Source organism: Chryseobacterium sp. GP-SGM7, from assembly GCF_049166575.1.
GTDB lineage: Bacteria > Bacteroidota > Bacteroidia > Flavobacteriales > Weeksellaceae > Chryseobacterium.
This window is the reverse complement of record NZ_JBMHFF010000001.1, coordinates 1263562-1282868: the sequence shown is the minus strand read 5'-3', so window position 1 is coordinate 1282868 and position 19307 is coordinate 1263562. Positions and strand designations below refer to the sequence as shown.

Below are 19307 nucleotides of genomic sequence, written 5' to 3'. Positions count from 1 at the left end.
GTTTGGACTCATTATTCCGTTGTGAAAGGCGATGCGGGAAGTCCGGTTTTGTTTTTCAGATTTCCATCAGGATTGTCTGCCCAATCGTAGCGAACTGCCACCGGATTTTTTACCGAATCATTCCAGACCACTACTTTTTTGCCTTCGATTTTTGTGGTTGCCCACACCCATTTTCCATCGGAATTTTTGATGGCGAAACCTTTTAAATCTGAAACTAGCGTGAAATCATCTGTTCCGTTTGTGAAAGAAAGAGTAATTTTATTGCCGGCGATTTTCATTGATTGATAAACCGGTCCGTCTGCAACAATGTTTTTTCCATAAGCGATTTTCATTGCCTGCAAAGCCAATCGGTCGCCGACTGTTTTTTTATTTAAAGGATGAATGTCATTCCACTCTCCGATATCGATGATTACAGCTAAACCTGCATTTGGAACTTTCAGTGAAACCTGACGTTGTTGGTCTCTTAATTCTGCCCAATTGCTTTCAATCGGTTGAGATTTTGCTTCCATAAAGTTAGCTAATTGCACAATGAAAAACGGCATCTCTTTTTGGTTCCATTTGCTTCTCCAGTCTGCAATCATCGTGGTCAGCAAATCGCCATATTCTTTAGGTTTTCCGGTGTTGCTTTCTCCCTGATACCAAAGTGCGCCTTTGATGTTGTAATTAATTAACGGATTAATCATCGCATTGTACAAACCAGTCGGTTTCCAACGGATGAAGGTTTGTCCGGGAGCCATTCTGTCGACTTTTGCCCCGATTTTATATCTCCACTCAGATTTTAAATCAATTTTTTGTCCGTCGATTTCAAGGTAGTAAGGTTTGTCTGCGATGAACTGCCCTTTCCCATTTCCATTGGAAATTCTCACAGCAATCATATTTTTGCCTTCTTTCAAAACTCCGGCAGGAACATCATACCATCTTGGCGGATATTCGTAAGTCACGTTTCCTACTTTCGTTCCGTTAATGTAAGTTACATCGGCATCTTTGATTCTTCCAAGATTTAGAAATGCGGGTTTTCCAGCCTGATTTTTAGTTAAAATAATTTCTTTTCTGAACCAAACCGAACCATCAAATGAACCTTCTTTGTCTTCCCAAGAACCGGGAATTTGCATCGTTTTCCAGTCGGAATCATTTAAATCAAATTTTTCCCAGTGTTGATTGAGTCCAATATCGCTTTGGTCCAATTCTGCGTACCAGGCTTTGCTGAGCGCCTGTTCGTTGGATTCTGTTGATTTGATTAACTCATCATTTTGCCATTTCTTTGCTTCATCCAAATATTCAGGATATTTTTTCAGCGAATTTTCATCCATCCAAGACTGAATCGGAGAACCTCCTAGACTTGAGTGAATAATTCCAACCGCCACTTTTTCTTTTTCACTGACATCTTTAGCGAAAAAATAAGCTACACCAGAGAAATTAAGAATCGTTTGAGGATTTGTAGCTTCCCATTTTCCGCCATCCAGTTCGGTTTGAGGCGATTTGAAATTATATTTTTGAGGAACTGTGAAAAAGCGAATATTCTGGTTGTTCGCATTTTTGATTTCGTTAGCGTACAGCGGAGTCAGTCTTCGCATTGGCAATTCCATATTCGATTGTCCGGAAGCCAGCCAAACTTCGCCAATCATAATGTCTTTCAGCGTGATTTCGTTGATGGTCATTGCGTACGGACCGCCCGCTTTTTGTTCCGGAAGAACGATTTTCCAATTTCCATTTTGGTCTGCCGTGGTTTTATAATTTTTGTTGAAAAATTTCACTTCCACTTTTTCGTTGGCGTCGGCTTTTCCCCAGATATTCAGTTTTTGATTTCTCTGCAAAACCATTCCGTCTGAAACCAATGTTGGAAGCGTAACCTTTGCCTGAAAAAGTATATTGCACAATATGCAGAGAAGGAAGGTGAGAGTTCTAATAATATTTTTATGGTTCATTTTTTATATATTTTATTTGCTAAGTTCTTTTTGAGATTGAACTCCTAAGGAGTTTTCTGATAACTTCAATTTTCTCTTTCTACACAGATATCGCTCCAATGGAGCGGACTTTTTACCCTCTGAATCGCTCGCAGCCCGACCTGAGTGGAGCTCTTTTTGTGAGGAGGAACTACGAACGAAAAAGCGGGAACAGAAGGCGGATTAAGCTGCCCAAAAAATTGTCATTCCTTTTCATTTTTTAAAGGTTTATCATTTAATAATCTCACTTCGATGATTTTTGGCGTTAATGATTTTCCACCTGAATTAAACTTGATGTTCAGAATTTCTTTACGGGTTTCAGATTCAGGAATCGGAATGAGTAAAGTTTGTGGAGAACCGCCCATTTTTCCTTCGAAATTCTTAGAATATGTTTTGATTCCGTTGATTTCTGCATTCAGAGTACGGTTATTATTGGCATCAAAGTATGTGATGTAAAGATATTTTGCATTTTTATCCTTATTTTTCATCTGATAACTAAACCAACTTTTGGCCTCACGGAAATGGCGGTCTTCCATATATCCTGTGTTTGAATCTTTACTATCAAAAAAGTGGTCGGATTCCGGCTGTTGCTCACCGAGTTGGATTTTATCAGTCGTAATAATATCCAGTTTTCGGATTTCCTCTTCTTCTTTGGCTTTCTTTTTCTGAATCATTTCGATTTTATCCTGAGTCGCCTGCGGAAAATAAATGATGTAACGTTGCTCGTGAATTTTGTAGAACGGGATCAGTTTCAGTCCTTCAGCAAATTTATTTTGAGGATATAAATCTTTTAATTTAAATGTCAAATCTTCGCCATTCACAGCTTCCAAATGATTAATCACCGCATCTGAACTTCCCAGAATCGTCGGAATATCATTCAGTGGAATCTGCGGTCCGTGCGCAATATGTCCGCCACGGCTGTCATCGGCAAAAAGTCCGTCCTGATTTTCTGTTCCGTAAGTTGCAGCCAAAACAATCGGACCATATTTGAAAGCGTAATAATTTGATTTGTCCGGAAGTTGCTCGGCGGAAAGGTGCATCGGCATTATCATTTCGACTACATCGCCTTTTTTCCATTTTCTTTTGATATTGATATAACCTTCAGAATCGACAGGAATATTGATATTTTTTGAATTAACTGAAACTGTTATTTGATTAGTATTTGTCCATTCCGGGGCTCTCAATTTTAGATTGATTTCAGCATTTGGAACGAGGTCAAAAACTAATTTTGTGGAAGGTGTTTGTGGAAAATTATTTTCCTGTCTCAACACCAATTTCTTTTCAGACCATTTTAGAATAGAAGGAATAAAGAGATTGACATACAAAACGTTATCCGACTTTGCATAAATCATTTCACCATATTTGGCGTGATTTTCCATTCCGGAACCTACGCAACACCAAAAACTGGTTTCAGGCTGAGAATACACTCTGTAATGGCCGGGACGCATCGGCGTAAAATATACGAAACCGCCTTTATCAGGATTTTGGGTGGACAAAATATGGTTGTACAAAGCTCTTTCGTAATAATCCAGGTAAGATGATTTTGGATTGGTCGCGAAAAGTTGTTTGGTCAACTTCAGCATATTGTACGTATTGCAGGTTTCAGGACCTTCGATACTTTTAGTCATTCCGCTGAAATCATTAATGGAATTAAAATGTTCACTCACACTGTTTCCGCCAATAATTGCAGAACGTTTTTGGGTAACATTGCTCCAGAAAAAATCCGCGGCACTGCTCCACTCTTGATTTCGTTCCAAATCTGCAATTCTTTTAAAGCCAATCACTTTCGGAATCTGTGTATTGGCGTGAATTCCCGTCAGTTTATCTTCGTGGATCAGCAAAGGATTTAGAATCGCCTGATGCGAAAAACGGTGCGCTAATTTCAGATATTTTTCATTTTTGGTAATGTCATAAACATCGGCAAAAACTTCGTTCAGTCCTCCGTGTTCGCTTTTCAACATTTCTTGAATCTGCTCATCAGAAAGTTGGGAAACTTCCTGTGACATCCAATCGGTCAGTTTGATAAGCATTTTTTTTGCTTTTTCACTTCCTGCGTACCAATAAGCATCTCGTAAACCTGAATATGTTTTGTGAATATTGTATAAAGGAACCCAACGGTCATTCAACCCAAATGTCGTCGCGCGGATATTTCCATCGGCAATTTCTTTCCAGATTTTTTTACCGTTTGGAACGCCTGAAATGTAGCCGTTTCCGGAAAGATCTTGGCAACGTTCCAGCTCGTCAATCATATAATCAAGTCGCTGTTTTACTTTTTTATCGCCTGTGGAAGCATACATCAGCGCTAAAGCAGAAATATAATGACCGCCAATGTGACCGTCCAATCCTGTGTTTTCCCAGTTTGGATAATTTTCTTTTTTAGGATTGAGACCGGCTTCTTTCAAATACGGAGCAAGCAAACGGTCTGCATCCATCGACATGATGTAATTCTCGTCGGTCTGCATCGCTTTGCTGAAAACACTTTCGGACAAATGAACTTCGTTGAGTGGAAAATAGCTGATATTTTTTTTCACCTGCCCGAAAGCAAATGTTCCAAAACTTAAAAATAATATCAGCGGATTTTTAGTCATTAATAAATGTTATTTCTACATTTCTAAAATAGATTAAAGAATCTGAATGGCAAAGATTTTTACTAAATATGATAAAGAATACGAAAATATTCCTAATTTAAGTCCTCAGAAAAATACTAATAAATACATCACCTTATCATAAAAATTAAGATTATTAAAAATCACGATAATCAGACTGATACGATGAAAGTACTTGTATGAAAAATGGATATAGAACTTTTTAGGAATAGTCTTGAAAATTACCTTAAGAGCTTATCGTATTTTTTAGACTAAGTCCAGATGAGTGTTTTTATATTGTCTAAAATGATAACAAATTTAATTTTAACATATTTTTAACATTAAATTCATCTCTTTTTAATATGATTTATGAATAAAATATAAGAATCAACAGATTTTATTGCTCCCAAAATACTGTGTAAAAGTAGAAATTTGAATAAATTCAGAAATAAAGTAAAAATAAAGTGTATAAAACACATTTAAACTATTTCAACCACAAAATTAAAGGATAAAAGCTTTAACTTTACAAAAAATTATAATTGATGACTCAAGATTATTCTCATTTTCCACGACATTTAGTTGCTGCCGACTGCATCATTTTTGGTTTTGACGGCGAAAATCTTAAAATTCTTCTAGTAAAGAGAGATTTTGAGCCAAGAATGGGAGAATGGTCATTGATGGGCGGTTCTATCGGTAGCGATGAAAATGCTGACGAAGCCGCACAACGTGTTCTGAACAACCTTACCGGACTGAAAAATATCTATCTAGAACAACTCAATTTCTACACCCAAATTGACCGTGAACCGACCGCCAGAATTATGTCGATTTCTTATTACGCATTGATTAATGTTGAAAAAAACATTCAGATCAATGAAAAATACAGTGCGAAATGGTTTGATTTACAGGATTTTCCGACCTTAATTTTTGATCATAACGAAATGGTGAAAGATGCTGTTCTGAGACTGAGAAGAAGAGCTTCCACAAGACCTATCGGGTTTGAACTTCTGCCGGAAAAATTCACAATGAAAGATTTGCAGAGTTTGTATGAAGCGATTTTTAATGAACAATATGACAAACGAAATTTTATCAGCAAAATCAATGCGCTGGATATTCTTGTAAAAACCGAGGAAAAAGATATGACTTCGTCTAAAAAAGGGTCTTTTCTGTACCGTTTTGATGAAGCAAAATATCAGAAAAAACTGGCGGAAGGTTTTATGTTTAAAATTTAAAAAAGCTTACTTATTTCCCATCGAGCCTAGATGTGTCTGTTTGAAATTATCCTCAAATTTCAATCCGTATCCGAAAATTCTGTCCATTGAAGAATGTGCCCATAAAATAATTCCGGCAAATTCTACAATCGGAATTTTCAACCAGAAGCCGAGAATCAAAACAAGAATTGCGAGGAATTTGTGATGGAAAAAATTGTACATCCAGGCTCCGATTTTTGGATTAACTAAATAACCAACCATCGAAACATCCGGAAGCAAAAGACAAAGTGGGAAAAGCCACCATTGGAATTCTAATTGAGAAAAAAAGAAAATCGCAAAACCAAACTGTCCGACTTCTTCGAGCTTTAAAAGATTTTTCATTGTCTAAGATTTTATGTAACAAATGTCTGACAATTGAAAATATGTTCTCTTGACAAAAATCAAGAATTTTCTGCCTGTCTTTTTCTAATTCTGCTGAAAGTTTCGGGCGACATTCCCAAAACTGATGCAATATACTGCAACGGAACCTGGTGAAATAATTCTCTGTTCTGCTCAAAATATTGATTGTAGCGTTCTTCCGCCGTCATCGAAAGATGCGAAAAAACTCGGTTTTCCATCATCACAAAGCATTTGATGATGAATTGTTTTTCAATTTCAATCCATTTCGGAAATTCCTGACAGAGCTTCTGATAATCGGCTTTGGAAATGGACAATAATTCGACTTCAATGAAAGCCTGAATCGTCCATCGGTTGGGTTGATTGAAGAAAAATCCCATCAACTCAGTTACGAAAAAATCTTTTGTAGAAAGCCATTGCGTAATTTCTTTTCCATCTTCAGTTAATGCAAAAACACGGAGAATTCCTGATTTCACAACACTTAATCTGTCACAAATCTCACCGGAATTTGTGAATATTTCATTCTTATTTAATCTCTCATCTTTAAAATAAGACTGAATAACCGACAGTTCTTCAGCAGTCAGAGAGCCAAAATATTGTTGAACCAGTTCATCGAAATTTTTCATTTAATAATTTTAATACGAACTTAATCATTTTTTGATTGTATTTGATTTGGAAATCATTTAGAAATAAATTGAAAAAGCTAAATTTGTAAAAAAACAAAATGCCGAAAATTTCATTTGAAGATTGGAAAAACAGTATGTCGTTTATGATTGATGATGATTTTGATAATAATTTTTTATTGTCAATAGAACCATTAACCAATTATATCAATACAAATTGCCATCGTTTCTCAAATCCAGAAGAATTATCAATCTTTTTGACGGAAGTAGATAATTTTACCGCAGTAGAAAAACTGAAAGCTTTTGTTTCCTTAATTGGACTTTCCGAAGAAAGGCTCAAAAGAGTAGTTTCTCTTTTACGATATCGTTTTAATGGAGAAGAATTTAGAACAGAATGGGATGTCAAAAGAATTAGCAGAACTATTCAAATTGACGTAGAATTTCGAATTCTTCTGGTAGACTTTTTTATAAACGGCAGAAATTCTAGAATCGGTGCTGAAATACCTCTTTATTATATGCGAAATTTCAAGCTCAACGAAACTGACTTCATCGATGATTTAAGAGACTATAAATATGTTGAAAGAATCCTAAATGATAATGAGATTCAAGATAAGTATTCAAATAAAGTTGGAGCACACGTTGAAAAGATTATACAATCAAGACTTGATAGTTACAAAATAAATACAAATGATTCCTTAACATATGAACTTCAAAAAGAGTTTCCACTTTTAAACAAAAACATAGATTTTTTAATACCAAGTGTTGAAACTCCAATTATTTTAATAGAATCATCGTATAATATAACAACAGGAAGTGGTCAATCAAAAAGAGCAGACCAACTTGTAGAATTTTATGGTGCTTTAATGAGACATAATGCCAATCATAGAGCAAATAAAATTATTATGTTAAATTATTGTGATGGTTTTGGCTGGGTTGGAAGGCAAAATGACTTACACAGAATATATGATGCAAGTGATTTTGTATTTAACCAAAGAAATCTCAATGTACTTGATGAAGTTTTGAATGAATATTATCCAAACTCATAAAATCAAAATCCATAGTCTCTATAATCTTCGAAACAACAAACTCCACAACAGGAACAGCAACAGTATTTCCCAACAAATCGAAAGCATCGTATTCTTTGGTAGGAATTTCATACCATTCAGGATAACCAAATAATCGTAAACCTTCACGAATCGTCAATCTTCGTAAACCATTTCCATCCGGAACTGCTAAACGAGAAACATCTGTTGCTACCAAAGTTGGAGCTATATCTTTTGGGTCAAGAATTTTGTTTATTTCGAAGCTTAACTTTCCAGTTACAATATTATAACCTTTGGATTTTGTTTCGTCTTGCACACGAGAAGTTGAAATACCATTTTCTGACTGAAATTTCACTAGTTTTTTAGGATGTTCAAATTTCAAATAACCTTTTTGGGTTAAATCTTCTAGTAAATTTTTCAATTCGTTCGATGGCAAATCAACGAAGGTATTTATTTGTTCCAAAGTCAATGCCATTCCGTCCATCCAATCAATTCCAATTTCTTCTGCCCAGTGTTTTTTTCGTCTTTGTTTGAACAATTTATTCAGAATTTCGGCTTGCTCTTTAGAGACACTTCCTTTGATTTCAATATCCCAACTATGTATATTATTATCACCTCCGCGTTTATCTTTTACAGATTTTCCGTATAAATCTTCTAAAGAAAAATTTTTCATCAATTTAGCTATAAAATCAGATTTTAAAGTTGGCAAACCTTTTTCTAAAACACTTTCCAAAGATTTAAATCTTGGTTGATTCCCATTTAAATCAATATTTTTATTTTTTGTACCAACAATGAAAATACGTTTTCTAGATTGAGGCAATCCAAACTCTAAACTATCAAAAACTTTCCAGCTTGTTTTGTAACCAAGCTCATTTTCGAGTTTATATAAAATGGTTTTCAGTGTTCTCCCTATTTTATCATTTTTATTTTCCAAATCGTGCTTTACTAAGCCTTCTACATTTTCGAGAATAAAACCATAGGGTTTTTTTTCTCGCAAAATACGTTCGATTTCAAAAAATAAAGTTCCTCTTGTATCTAAAAATCCTTGACGTTTACCTCCAGCACTAAATGGTTGACAAGGAAAACCTCCTAACAAAAAATCGAAATCGGGAATAAATTCATTTCTGATTTCAAAAATATCTCCAGCCAAAAATTCGTGACTAAAATTCTGTTTTAGTGTTTTGACTGCATAAGGTTTTATTTCCGAAGTCATCACACATTCGGTTTCCATTCCAGCGTCTTTGAAAGCTTTTTCAAAACCCAACCTTATGCCACCAAGACCTGCAAAAAGGTCAATGAATTTTACACTATTGCTTTTCATCTTTTGGAAGTTTTATATGGTTCGGTTGGTTCAGCAACCATAAATAATTGACTTTCATAATCTTCAATTTCTAATTTATGGCAACCTACAACGGTAAGACATTGTAATAAAAAAGTAGCACTAAAACTACCGCGACTAATTTTGCTGTCAATACTTGCTTTCGTTTCCTCAACACCAATTTCACTCAGCAGTGTAACCAAATCAGCGTTAGTAATACCACGCTTTACCAATTCAGACTTTAAAAGCCGTTTTGCTTTATCATCCCAATTTGACATAAGTTGAAATTAATTTGCAATAATAAATAATAATTATCATATATGCAATTAAAACATCAATAATAAAAACGAAGAAACAAAAAACAGGACACCAAATTGGCATCCTGCATTTCATTTTATTATAGTTTAAATTTTACCAGAACCTCACGTAAATGGCGGTCAGTAAAAGCAAAGTCACAACAATCAGAACCATTGTTCTGTTATCTACTTTGAACATTGTTGAATCAATAGCAAACGCCTTCGGATTCACTTTCGGACCTGCAAGGCTTATCCCAACCATCGTCAGAACGGTGAAGAAGAATGACCAGCCCATGTTAATTAAAAATGGAATCTCGGTAATCGTGTGGACTACTCCATTTTCTAATTTTTCATAGGTAAATGCAGTATATAACCAAGTTTCTTTCCCGAAAATATCGACTGCAAAACTGTTGAAGAAAATTGCTAAAACGAAACCTAAAATCACGCCAACCAAAGCCGCAACTCCAGTCGTTCTTTTCCAGAACATTCCTAAAATGAACATTGCAAAAACGCCCGGACTGATAAATCCTGTATATTTTTGGATAAACGTAAATCCGCCTTCTCCGCCAATTCCTAATACGTCTGTCCACGTAAATGCTAATGCAACAGCCATCGCAATGATAATTGCCCAACGTCCGGTTCTCACCATCTGGATTTCAGTGGCATCTGCTTTCAAATATTTTTTATAAATATCTAAAGTGAAAATCGTGGAAATACTGTTCACTTTTCCGGCTAATGATGCAACAATCGCCGCCGTTAAAGCTGCTACTGCAAGACCTTTCAGACCAGTTGGTAAAAATCCTAAAATAGCGGAATATGCGCCGTCTTTCACTCCATTGAATCCGGGCAAATGTCCTTTTGTATATAAAACATACGCCGCAATTCCCGGAAGCATCACGATGATTGGCATAAATAATTTTAAGAAACCTGCGAACAAAATTCCGGTTCTTGCCGTCTTCAAATCAGCTCCCAAAGCACGTTGCGTGATGTATTGGTTACAGCCCCAATAATTCAGGTTTACAATCCATTGTCCGGCAAAATACATCGCCAAACCTGGAAGAACCACATATTTCTGAACGTCAAGATTTTCAGGCATTGCTAAAGTTGTGGTTGTTTTCACTGGCTTATCCAACATCAGCTTGAAATGTTGCGGAGCTTCGTTCATCAAGGTTTGGAAACCTGCAAAAGCATTTCCAACAGCCGCTCCGTTGATTCTCTGGTCAACAATTTGAAGCGCCATATAAACAGTGGCAAATCCTCCGATAATCAAAACGGCTACCTGAATAACATCGGTGTAACCGATTACTTTCATTCCGCCAAGACCGATTAACAAAGCCATCAGCAGCAATCCAATCATAATGATGTGAAGATTGTCTCCTCCTAATAAAGTGTCGATTGCCAAAGCTCCTAAATAAAGAATTGAAGTTAAATTAACAATCACATATAAAAACAGCCAGAACACCGCCATAATCAATGAAACCGACTTGTTGTAACGGGTTTCCAGGAATTGTGGCATCGTATAAATCTTGTTTTTAAGATAAATCGGGATAAACCAAACTGCGATGATAATCAATGCAATTGCGGCAAGCCATTCGTAAGCTGCAACTGCAACTCCCACAAAAAATCCTTCACCGGACATTCCGATGAACTGTTCCGCTGAAATGTTGGAAGCAATCAAACTTGCTCCAATCGCCCACCAAGTTAGTGAACCTTCCGCCAAGAAATAATCTTTACTGCCTGTAGATTCAGACTTTTTTCTGTTGTAAATCCACAATCCATAACCGGCAACCACCACAAAATAAATTAAAAATATGATGATATCAATAGTTGCTAAATTTCCCATACCTATTTTTTAACTGAGAATTTATAAATTGTTTTTGACTGATATTTTTGTCCTGGCTTCAGTTCTGTTGAAGGAAATGAAGGTTGATTTGGAGAATCCGGGAAGTGTTGAGTTTCTAAACAGAAACCTGTTCTAAATTCATTTTTCCCACCTGTTTTAGTATCAAATTTTCCATCCAAAAAGTTTCCGGAGTAGAACTGAACACCAGGTTCATCGGTTAAAACTTCCATCATTCTTCCAGATTCAGGATGATACACTTTTGCGATGCTTCTCATTCCGCTTCCGTTCAGAATCCAGTTGTGGTCGTAGCCTTTTCCTTTTTTCAGTTGGTCGTCGTCGGCATTGATATCTTTTCCAATTGCTTTTGAAGTTGTGAAATCGAATGCGCTTCCTTTTACCGCTTTCTGTTCTCCAGTCGGAATCAAAGTTTCATTCACTGGTGTAAATTTGTCTCCATTAATCTGCAATTCGTGGTCAAGAATTGTTTTAGAGAAATTCCCTGAAAGGTTGAAGTATGAATGCTGAGTCAAATTCACCACAGTCGGTTTATCGGTTTCCGCTTCGTAAGAAATTTCAAGCGCGTTGTCGTCCGTCAAAGTATACAAAACCGTTGTCGTTAATTTTCCAGGATAGCCTTCTTCACCTTCTGCGCTTGTGTAAGTCAGTTTCAAAGTTGGGAATTTTGCATCTTTCACCTGTTCGATATTCCAGAATTTGGTATGAAAACCTTCTTTTCCACCGTGAAGACTGTTTGGCCCGTCATTTTTGTCGATGTCATAGGTTTTACCTTCCAAAGTGAATTTGGCGTTGGCAATCCTGTTTCCGTAACGGCCAATCAATGCTCCGAAATAATATGGATTTCCGTTAAAATAATCTTCAGGCTTCGTAAATCCTAAAACGACATCTTCGTATTTTCCGTTTTTATCAGGAGCGGTAAGTGAAGTGATAATTCCGCCAAAATTAATGACTTCTAACTTCATCCCGTTCTTGTTGGTAAGCGTAAATTTCCTGATAGAATCGCTCTTTGCCGTCACGCCGTAGTCTGAAATCTGTATATTTTCCATTTGTTCTTTTTGAGTCTGATTACTGTTTTCTTTTTTATTGCATCCGAAAATACTCAAAAACGCAACAATAATCAGGTTATAACTTAATTTTTTCATAGTCTGAATGATTTTGCAAGTTTAATGATAATAAATCTCATTCCAACGAAGCGTATTCTTAAAATCACGGATTTTTGTGTCTTCATCAATAACAAGCGATTCGATACCTGCAATTTCTGCAAAATCTTCAAGCTGTTCTGCGCTAATGTTTTCACTGTAACACGTGTGATGCGCTCCACCTGCCAAAATCCAGGCTTCAGCTGCCGTGTAAAGGTCAGGAAGCGGTTTCCAAAGTACTCTCGCTACAGGAAGTTTTGGAAGTTCTTCAGTTATTTCCAAGGCTTTTGTTTTGTTGATTAACAGTCTGAAATGATTTCCGAAATCCATCAAAGCGGCATTTAAAGAATCGATATTTCCTCTTGAATTGAAAACCAGACGAACCGGGTCAGCTTTTCCGCCAATTCCTAACGGATGAATTTCACAAGAAGGTTTGTCAACCGCCAAAACTGGGTCAACTTCCAACATATGCGAACCTAAAACGGACGGATTTGACGGATTTAAATGGTAGGTATAATCTTCCATGAAAGCGTTTCCGCCTTCCAAACCTTGTCCCATCGTTTTCATTGCACGAACTAAAGCAGCCGTTTTCCAGTCGCCTTCTCCGGCAAATCCATACCCTTTTTCCATTAATCTCTGAACAGCAATTCCGGGAAGCTGTTCCAAACCGTGAAGGTCCTCGAAAGTATCAGAAAAGCCTTTGAAATTTCCGTCTTTCAGGAATTTTTCCAAGCCTAATTCAATTCTTGCGGCCGCTTCAAGCGATTTTCTGTTCGCACCGCCGGAAAGAAGAGATTCTGCCATTTTGTACGACGACTCATATTCTTCTATTAACGTTTTGATTTCACCATTGCCAATTGAATTGACAACGCCTACCAAATCTCCGATTCCCCAAGTGTTTACCGAAAAACCAAATTTAGTTTCCGCTTCTACTTTATCTCCGTCGGTAACGGCTACAAATCTCATATTGTCACCAAAACGGGCAAATTTTGCACCTTGCCAATCGTCCCAACCTGCAGCAACTCTACTCCATTCTCCGATTTGTTTCTGAACTCTTTTTTCAGCCCAATGACCTACGACCACTTTTCTGTTTTTTCGGAGACGGCTCACCATAAAACCAAATTCACGATCACCGTGAGCAGCCTGATTGAGGTTCATAAAATCCATATCCATCGTAGACCACGGAATATCCTGATTGAACTGTGTATGCAGATGTAATATTGGTTTTTGCAAAGCGGTCAGTCCACGAATCCACATTTTTGCGGGTGAAAACGTGTGCATCCAGGTTACAATTCCGATGCAGTCTTTGGCGAAATTGGCAGCAGTTAAGGTTTCGAAAATTTCTTCCGTTGTTTTTACCGTTGGTTTTAAAACTACTTTTACAGGAATTTGTGAAGAAGCGTTTAAAGCTTCTACGATTTTCGCTGAATGTTCTGCAACCTGAGCCAATGTTTCAGGACCATATAAATGTTGACTTCCAGTGATGAACCAGATTTCTTTGGTATTGAGAGGTGTTAACATATTTTTAGTTGATTGTTGTTGGTTGATAGTTGATGGTTTATTATAATTATTTTTTTTACCTACAGCTATTTACATTGAATCCTTCGGATTCTGTAGGATTTTGTACTTTTTTGCTATAGGTTTCACCTACGGCTACTGATATTGAACCCTTCGGGTTCGTTTTTCTCTGTTTAAAGATGACAATTGCCAAAGGCTAGAAGCTATTCGCCAGAAGCCAACTACTGTCCATAATAAGCGTTTTTGCCGTGTTTACGTTCGTAATGTTTTTTGATTAATGAATCTTTTAACCTTGCAGCATCTGGATTGATTTGTCTTGTTCGATACGCCATTTCTGCGATGGTTTCCAAAACCTTGCTGTTGTAAACGGCTTTGTCTGCGTTTTCTCCCCAGGTGAACGGACCGTGATTGCCGATCAGAACCATTTCCACTTCTTCGTAGGATAGATTTTTATCTTCGAAACATTCCAAAATCTGGATACCGGTGTTGTACTCGTAGTTTCCTTCGATTAAATCATCCCTCATTGGCGGTGCACAAGGAATATCAGATGTTAAATGGTCGGCGTGTGTTGTTCCGAAAATCGGGATATCCATCTGTGCCTGTGCCCAGGCAACGGAATAAATAGCGTGTGTATGTGAGATTCCGCCGATGTTTTCCCAGTTTTTGTAAAGATAAGCGTGGGTTTTGGTGTCGGAGGACGGTCTTAGATTTCCTTCAACAACGTTGGCGTTGTAATCTAAAATTACAATGTCTTCCGGTTTCAATAATTCGTAAGGAACGCCGCTTGGTTTGATGGCAAAAATACCTTTGTCACGGTCAACTGCGCTTACGTTTCCGAAAGTGTAAACGACCAGCTTCAATGCATCGAGTTGCATATTGGCTTCGAAACATTCTCTTTTCAGTTCTTTATAGATGCTCATTTTTGTTGTTTTTTAACGCTATTGCGTATTGGTCTTTTTAAGATTGAACTCCAACGGAGTTCATCAATAACTTGATATTACTCTTCTACAGATATTGCTCCTACGGAGCAGATTTTTATTTTACTTTTAATTTGTAATCAATCTTTGAGCTTCAATTGCATCGGGCTAAAGCCCGATGTTATAATTCTGTTTTTTATTCGGCTTTAGCCAAAATTTATAATACGTTTTGGCTAAAGCCAATTTGTTTCCACTTGCTGTAGACGGGCTAAAGCCCGCCTCTATTGAATAATCTTTCAAATTTTAAACGTCGAATTGCACGCAGCCCGGCTTGAGCGGAAATCCTTTTTTTTGCGTTGGGAAAAGCCTTGGCAAAAAAGATTGGGAGCGGAAGACGGATTAAGCTGCCATAATTATTTTAGTTGATCGTTTTTGGTTGATGGTTGCTGGTTTTTGTATTTGAAATTTCTATCAACTATAAACTGTCAACTATCAACTGCTTTTTAGATTTGATATTATTTTCGGTGAAATCTGCGAGAGTCTGATATTGGTTCATCAGTTCTGCATATTTTTCTACGTGTTCGGTTTGTGGGAAATATTCTGCCTCGAAATCGGAACCCATTTTCTGGCTCGCTTCCTGAACAGTCGGATAAATTCCTGCGGCAACGGCGGCATAAATGGCTGCACCCAAAGCCGGAGCCTGGTCTGATTCTGCCACGATAATCGGCATATTGAGAACGTTGGCCAAAGTCTGCATTATGAACGGCGATTTTCTGGCAACACCACCAATTCCGATTACTTTTTCGATTTTTACGCCTTCTTCTTCGAAACGTTCAACGATTTTTTTGGAACCGAAACAAATCGCATTCACCAAAGCTTTGAAAATATGCGGCGCTTTTGTGCCTAAAGAAAGATTGTTGATGGCCATTTTCAGTTCCTGATTGGCATCTGGTGTTCTTCTTCCATTAATCCAGTCTAATGCAATTGGAACTGATTCCGAAAGTGGAATTTTTTCTGCTTCCAGCGTAAGATTTCTAATTAAATTGTTCTCTAATTCTTCTTTTAACAGCTGTTTTTGATTGTTATCAATAATGTGAGAATTCATCAGAATATTCTGAGTTGGCCACATTAAAATGTCTTTGAACCAAGCCAAAACATCACCGAAAGCAGATTGTCCGGCTTCCAATCCCATCAATCCCGGAATCACGGAGCCATCGACCTGCCCGCAAATTCCTTTAACGGTTTTATCACCGATAATTTCGTTGGGAGCTACCATAATATCGCAGGTTGACGTTCCCATAATTCTAATCAGCGTATTTTCTTCCACTTTTGCGCCCACCGCTCCGGAATGTGCGTCGAAAGTTCCGACTGCAATTACTGTGTTGGTTGTCAAGCCTAATTTTTCAGCCCATTCTTCATTCAGATTTCCTGCAACTTCGTCGGAAGTATAGGTTTTATTGTACAGTCTGTCTCGCAGTTCTGCCAGAGACAAATCTAACTGAGAAAGAAAATCTTTGGAAGGCAGTCCGTCCCACGACTCGTGCCACATCGCTTTGTGACCAGCGGCGCAACGGCTTCTTTTAAAAGTTGCCAAATCCTGATGGTCGGAAAGTAAGAATGTAATATAATCGCAATGTTCCATCCAGCTGTGGGCTTCATTTTTTACTTTTTCGTCTTCTCTGTTGATGTGAAGAATTTTTGCCCAAAACCATTCGGAAGAATAGATTCCGCCTTCGAATTTGGTATAATCTTCACCACCCCAGTTTCTCGCCAAATGATTAATTTCTTCAGCTTCGTTGATAGAAGTATGGTCTTTCCACAAAACCATCATTGCATTCGGATTTTCTGAAAATTCTGGCAAAAGTGACAAGGCAATTCCGTCTTTATTGACAGGAAGTGGCGATGAACCGGTGGTGTCGATGCAAATGCTGACGATATGTTCCGGTGCTACTCCACTTTCTTTTACGACGGTTGAAATGGTTTTTTCCAAACCTTCAATATGGTCCAACGAATGCTGGCGAAACTGATTGATTTCGGGTTTACAGAATTTTCCGTCTTTCCATCTTTGGTAGTAACTCACGGAAGTGGCGAGTTCTGCGCCGTTTTCTGTATCAATCAAAACGGCACGAACGGAATCTGTTCCGTAGTCTAAGCCGATAGCATATTTTTTCATTAACGAAAGAGATTTATTCAATTATTGTGGCAGTCGGCAAAGATTCGGCGGTAAGTTTTCATTTACCTTAAAGAAATCTTCGCATTTCTGATTTTGAGATAAAACAAATATAAGATTCTATTTTAAATAAATGTAATATTTACACTTAATTTTAATTTTCTCTTTATTGATGGTGCTTCAGCGTTATTTAATCTTTAAAACAACTAAAGAATTGGCCGGAATATCCACCAAAATTTTTCCTTTTTTCAATACCTGCGTTTCTTCAACAGGCTTGATATTTTCGATCTGGAAATTATTTTCATCGGAAAGACCTAAAGAGGTCAGGATAATTTTGGTCATTTTACTGCCCGATTTTAAATTTTTTGGATTGATTTCAACCGAAGTTTGCTCTGCGTTTGAATTGACCAATTTGATGATAGTTTCACCGTTTTTACTGTCCTTAACTGCTGATGCATAGAGATTATTCTGACCTGTTAAAACCTTTCCGTTTTCGGAGATTTTTATTAAATCTGTTCCTTTGTTGTTTGAAAATAATTTCTGAACATAATAATTCGGAGTGGTGTAAGATTTCAGATTATTAAACCAAATCAAATCCGGAGTCCATTGCCAACCGTCTGCGTGCGCCAAAAGCGGAGCGTAGGAAGTCATCGTTACGATATCTGCATTGCGTTCCAGCCCGGTCATAAAAGCGGCTTCAGAAAGTGCGGTCTGCCAGTTATTTTTATTATCCGGTTTTACAACACCTACTGATTGTGCGGCGTATTCTCCGGCAAAAACTTTGGGCCCTCTTCGGTCGTATTTATCGTATCGGTCGGCATTTTTCAAAAACCAATCCGGCGAATTGTAGTAATGTTCATCAACGATTTGTGCATTCAGTTTTTTAAGTTCTTTCCAGCCGTAATCGAAGAATTCTCCATCCGGCGACGGTCCGCTTCCTGATATGATTTGGATGCTCGGATATTTATCGTGAATCGCTTTTTCGAAAACCTTATATCGTTCAATATAATCTTCACCCCACTGCTCATTTCCAACGCCGATATATTTCATATTAAACGGTTTCGGATGTCCCATTTCAGTCCGGATTTTACCCCATTTTGAGTTGGAATCTCCATTTGCAAATTCAATCAGATCCAAAGCATCCTGAACGTAGGGATTTAAATCTTCCATTTTCACAAGCTCCGCGGTATTGAACTGACACGCCATTCCGCAACTTAAAATAGGAAGTGGTTCTGCTCCCAAATCTTCCGAAAGCTGGAAATATTCGTAAAAACCAAGTCCGAAAGATTGCCAATAATCTGGAGTTAGACGGTGCGCAAATCCGTTGTTCCATTTGTTGATGAGATTTTCTCTATCTTCTACTTTTCCGATTGTTTTTTTCCATTGATAACGTTCTGCCAAAGTTCTTCCTTCAACAATACATCCGCCGGGAAAACGTAAAAATCCGGGTTGCAAATCGTATAATTTCTGAACCAAATCCTTTCGCATTCCGCCCTTTCTGCCTTTCCAGGTGTCTTGTGGGAATAGAGAAATCATATCCATATTTACCACCCCTTTTCCGGTGAAAGTGAGCTGTAATTTTGCTTTTTCAACCGTCGATTTTGGAGCGAAAACCAAACTGTATTTTTGCCAGCCACCACCTTTTATGATTGTTGAAACCTCCGAAATTACTTTTCCATTTTCATCCACAAGACTTGCGTTAACCGCCGAAATATTGCCTGAAATATTTTCTAAATTAAAACTGAAATCATATTTTTCACCCTGATGAAGCCCGATTCCTCTGAAACCTTCATTTTCCAGCGAATAGTTTTTATCATTCCAAACCGTGATTCTGGCGTAGTTTTTATTGGTTTTATACTTGTCGGTTATAATTGTCAGAAAACCAGAATCTAAGTTGGGAGAAAGCGTTTTTGTGTTGGGCTGTTTCCAGCCAGTCAAAGGTTCATCGAACTCGAAGCTGCGGTTTTTAATCAATTCAGCATACAATCCTCCATCTGCAGCAAAATTGATGTCTTCGAAGAAAATTCCGTACATCGTTGGCTGGATTTTGACATTGGTGGAAGTTCCGTCTAAATCGAGGAAATGCTTTTTTACATTTCCATTTTGTGCTGAAAAAAAGGCTACGCTTAGAGAAAATGCGGTGGCGAATATTTTGGATTTTGTTTTCATTGATTGATTTTTGAACTGTTTTTTAACCACAAAAGGCTCAAAAGATTTAATACTTTGTATTTTTAAGTTTAATAACTGACTTTAGGAAATAACATATAAGCTTTAAAAAATAAGATTTTTT

The 19307-nt window shown here is 37.4% G+C and carries 15 protein-coding genes; 2 read left to right on the top strand and 13 right to left on the bottom strand.

All coding sequences use genetic code 11. The annotated features are described in order from the left end of the window. Nucleotides 1-11: 11 nt before the first annotated feature. Nucleotides 12-1925, bottom strand: coding sequence for a sialate O-acetylesterase (locus ACOOWA_RS05575; RefSeq protein ID WP_421373807.1), 1914 nt, complete (start codon nt 1923-1925; stop codon nt 12-14). Nucleotides 1926-2146: 221 nt separating this feature from the next. Further along, nucleotides 2147-4531: a beta-L-arabinofuranosidase domain-containing protein gene (locus ACOOWA_RS05570; RefSeq protein ID WP_421373805.1), complete on the bottom strand. Its 2385-nt coding sequence runs from the start codon at nt 4529-4531 to the stop codon at nt 2147-2149. 539 nt (nt 4532-5070) lie between these two features. Here ACOOWA_RS05570 and ACOOWA_RS05565 point away from each other — a divergent pair. Beyond that, the gene (locus ACOOWA_RS05565; protein WP_421373803.1) at nt 5071-5757 is read left to right on the top strand and encodes an NrtR DNA-binding winged helix domain-containing protein; all 687 of its coding nucleotides are present in this window, start codon (nt 5071-5073) and stop codon (nt 5755-5757) included. Nucleotides 5758-5763: 6 nt separating this feature from the next. Here the strand turns inward: ACOOWA_RS05565 and ACOOWA_RS05560 are convergent, their stop codons facing one another. Beyond that, on the bottom strand, nt 5764-6117 hold the full coding sequence (locus tag ACOOWA_RS05560) for a DUF4260 domain-containing protein (RefSeq protein WP_421373802.1): 354 nt from the start codon (nt 6115-6117) through the stop codon (nt 5764-5766). Nucleotides 6118-6176: 59 nt separating this feature from the next. Further along, nucleotides 6177-6758 carry a Crp/Fnr family transcriptional regulator gene (locus ACOOWA_RS05555; RefSeq protein ID WP_421373801.1) on the bottom strand — a complete coding sequence of 194 codons (582 nt, stop codon included), beginning with the start codon at nt 6756-6758 and terminating at the stop codon, nt 6177-6179. A gap of 98 nt (nt 6759-6856) precedes the next feature. Here ACOOWA_RS05555 and ACOOWA_RS05550 point away from each other — a divergent pair, with 98 nt between their 5' ends. After that, the gene (locus tag ACOOWA_RS05550; protein WP_421373799.1) at nt 6857-7801 is read left to right on the top strand and encodes a DpnII family type II restriction endonuclease; all 945 of its coding nucleotides are present in this window, start codon (nt 6857-6859) and stop codon (nt 7799-7801) included. Here ACOOWA_RS05550 and dcm read toward each other — a convergent pair. From dcm to ACOOWA_RS05505, 9 genes are all read right to left on the bottom strand, one after another. Beyond that, the gene (dcm, locus tag ACOOWA_RS05545) at nt 7755-9119 is read right to left on the bottom strand and encodes a DNA (cytosine-5-)-methyltransferase (RefSeq protein WP_421373797.1); all 1365 of its coding nucleotides are present in this window, start codon (nt 9117-9119) and stop codon (nt 7755-7757) included. The two genes, ACOOWA_RS05550 and dcm, sit on opposite strands and share 47 nt — an antisense overlap. After that, complete coding sequence (locus tag ACOOWA_RS05540) at nt 9116-9394, bottom strand: DUF6471 domain-containing protein (protein WP_421373795.1); 279 nt, start codon at nt 9392-9394, stop codon at nt 9116-9118. The genes dcm and ACOOWA_RS05540 overlap by 4 nt, the downstream gene beginning before the upstream one ends. 133 nt (nt 9395-9527) lie before the next feature. Further along, the gene (locus ACOOWA_RS05535; RefSeq protein WP_421373793.1) at nt 9528-11255 is read right to left on the bottom strand and encodes a sodium:solute symporter family transporter; all 1728 of its coding nucleotides are present in this window, start codon (nt 11253-11255) and stop codon (nt 9528-9530) included. A gap of 2 nt (nt 11256-11257) precedes the next feature. After that, on the bottom strand, nt 11258-12415 hold the full coding sequence (locus tag ACOOWA_RS05530; protein WP_421373791.1) for an aldose epimerase family protein: 1158 nt from the start codon (nt 12413-12415) through the stop codon (nt 11258-11260). A 21-nt stretch (nt 12416-12436) separates the two neighbouring features. After that, nucleotides 12437-13933: an L-arabinose isomerase gene (gene araA, locus ACOOWA_RS05525; protein ID WP_421373789.1), complete on the bottom strand. Its 1497-nt coding sequence runs from the start codon at nt 13931-13933 to the stop codon at nt 12437-12439. Nucleotides 13934-14151: 218 nt separating this feature from the next. Beyond that, nucleotides 14152-14850 (bottom strand): L-ribulose-5-phosphate 4-epimerase, encoded by a 699-nt coding sequence (locus ACOOWA_RS05520; RefSeq protein WP_421373787.1) that lies wholly within the window; start codon nt 14848-14850, stop codon nt 14152-14154. A gap of 165 nt (nt 14851-15015) precedes the next feature. Further along, the gene (locus ACOOWA_RS05515; protein ID WP_421373786.1) at nt 15016-15147 is read right to left on the bottom strand and encodes a hypothetical protein; all 132 of its coding nucleotides are present in this window, start codon (nt 15145-15147) and stop codon (nt 15016-15018) included. Between the two features lie 175 nt (nt 15148-15322). After that, nucleotides 15323-17020, bottom strand: coding sequence for a ribulokinase (locus ACOOWA_RS05510; RefSeq protein WP_421373785.1), 1698 nt, complete (start codon nt 17018-17020; stop codon nt 15323-15325). 183 nt (nt 17021-17203) lie between these two features. Then, nucleotides 17204-19186, bottom strand: a complete 1983-nt coding sequence (locus tag ACOOWA_RS05505; protein WP_421373784.1) for an alpha-L-arabinofuranosidase C-terminal domain-containing protein — start codon at nt 19184-19186, stop codon at nt 17204-17206. Between the last annotated feature and the right edge of the window lie 121 nt (nt 19187-19307).

Bases quoted from the DNA above. Each gene is read 5' to 3' on its own strand.
- ACOOWA_RS05575 (WP_421373807.1), bottom strand. From the start codon at position 1,925: ATGAACCATAAAAATATTATTAGAACTCTCACCTTCCTTCTCTGCATA.
- ACOOWA_RS05570 (WP_421373805.1), bottom strand. From the start codon at position 4,531: ATGACTAAAAATCCGCTGATATTATTTTTAAGTTTTGGAACATTTGCT.
- ACOOWA_RS05565 (WP_421373803.1), top strand. From the start codon at position 5,071: ATGACTCAAGATTATTCTCATTTTCCACGACATTTAGTTGCTGCCGAC.
- ACOOWA_RS05560 (WP_421373802.1), bottom strand. From the start codon at position 6,117: ATGAAAAATCTTTTAAAGCTCGAAGAAGTCGGACAGTTTGGTTTTGCG.
- ACOOWA_RS05555 (WP_421373801.1), bottom strand. From the start codon at position 6,758: ATGAAAAATTTCGATGAACTGGTTCAACAATATTTTGGCTCTCTGACT.
- ACOOWA_RS05550 (WP_421373799.1), top strand. From the start codon at position 6,857: ATGCCGAAAATTTCATTTGAAGATTGGAAAAACAGTATGTCGTTTATG.
- dcm (WP_421373797.1), bottom strand. From the start codon at position 9,119: ATGAAAAGCAATAGTGTAAAATTCATTGACCTTTTTGCAGGTCTTGGT.
- ACOOWA_RS05540 (WP_421373795.1), bottom strand. From the start codon at position 9,394: ATGTCAAATTGGGATGATAAAGCAAAACGGCTTTTAAAGTCTGAATTG.
- ACOOWA_RS05535 (WP_421373793.1), bottom strand. From the start codon at position 11,255: ATGGGAAATTTAGCAACTATTGATATCATCATATTTTTAATTTATTTT.
- ACOOWA_RS05530 (WP_421373791.1), bottom strand. From the start codon at position 12,415: ATGAAAAAATTAAGTTATAACCTGATTATTGTTGCGTTTTTGAGTATT.
- araA (WP_421373789.1), bottom strand. From the start codon at position 13,933: ATGTTAACACCTCTCAATACCAAAGAAATCTGGTTCATCACTGGAAGT.
- ACOOWA_RS05520 (WP_421373787.1), bottom strand. From the start codon at position 14,850: ATGAGCATCTATAAAGAACTGAAAAGAGAATGTTTCGAAGCCAATATG.
- ACOOWA_RS05510 (WP_421373785.1), bottom strand. From the start codon at position 17,020: ATGAAAAAATATGCTATCGGCTTAGACTACGGAACAGATTCCGTTCGT.
- ACOOWA_RS05505 (WP_421373784.1), bottom strand. From the start codon at position 19,186: ATGAAAACAAAATCCAAAATATTCGCCACCGCATTTTCTCTAAGCGTA.